Below are 1,337 nucleotides of genomic sequence, written 5' to 3' on the forward strand. Positions count from 1 at the left end.
CCCACCTATCTACGTCGTCGTCTTCAACAACCCTTACAATCTCTCGATTGGGACAACTCATCTCGGGGCAAGTTTCGTGCTTAGATGCTTTCAGCACTTATCTCTCCCGCACTTAGCTACCCAGCAATGCCATTGGCATGACAACTGGAACACCAGCGGTGCGTCCACTCCGGTCCTCTCGTACTAGGAGCAGCCCCCCTCAATTCTCCTTCGCCCACGGCAGATAGGGACCGAACTGTCTCACGACGTTCTAAACCCAGCTCGCGTACCACTTTAAATGGCGAACAGCCATACCCTTGGGACCTACTTCAGCCCCAGGATGTGATGAGCCGACATCGAGGTGCCAAACACCGCCGTCGATATGAACTCTTGGGCGGTATCAGCCTGTTATCCCCGGAGTACCTTTTATCCGTTGAGCGATGGCCCTTCCATTCAGAACCACCGGATCACTATGACCTACTTTCGTACCTGCTCGACACGTCCGTCTCGCAGTCAAGCTTGCTTCTACCATTGTACTAACCTCACGATGTCCGACCGTGATTAGCAAACCTTCGTACTCCTCCGTTACTCTTTGGGAGGAGACCGCCCCAGTCAAACTACCCACCAGACACTGTCCGAATACCTGTTCCAGGTACCTCGTTAGAACATCAAACGTTAAAGGGTGGTATTTCAACATCGACTCCTTACCAACTGGCGTCAGTCTCTCTCAGTCTCCCACCTATCCTACACATTAAAATTCAAGGTTCAGTGTCAAGCTATAGTAAAGGTTCACGGGGTCTTTCCGTCTAGCCGCGGGTACACCGCATCTTCACGGCGATTTCAATTTCACTGAGTCTCGGGTGGAGACAGCCTGGCCATCATTACGCCATTCGTGCAGGTCGGAACTTACCCGACAAGGAATTTCGCTACCTTAGGACCGTTATAGTTACGGCCGCCGTTTACTGGGGCTTCGATCAAGTGCTTCTCTTGCGATGACACCATCAATTAACCTTCCAGCACCGGGCAGGCGTCACACCCTATACGTCCACTTGCGTGTTTGCAGAGTGCTGTGTTTTTATTAAACAGTTGCAGCCAGCAGGTCTCTTCGACTGGTTCATGCTCCATCTGTACAGACTTCACACTACGCCAGCGCACCTTCTCCCGAAGTTACGGTGCTATTTTGCCTAGTTCCTTCACCCGAGTTCTCTCAAGCGCCTTAGTATTCTCTACCTGACCACCTGTGTCGGTTTTCAGTACGGTTTATTAGATAATTTGCTTAGCAGCTTTTCCTGGAAGCTTGGCATCAACAACTTCGCAACCGTAGTCACTCCTCATCACGCCTCAGCATTAATGGTGCG

The 1,337-nt window shown here is 51.4% G+C and carries 1 rRNA gene; it reads right to left on the bottom strand.

The features are described from left to right. Positions 1-1,337: ribosomal RNA gene (locus QS62_RS11125) — 23S ribosomal RNA — on the bottom strand; the annotation flags it as partial.

The organism is Gallibacterium salpingitidis (genome assembly GCF_001678495.1).
Lineage (GTDB): Bacteria > Pseudomonadota > Gammaproteobacteria > Enterobacterales > Pasteurellaceae > Gallibacterium > Gallibacterium salpingitidis.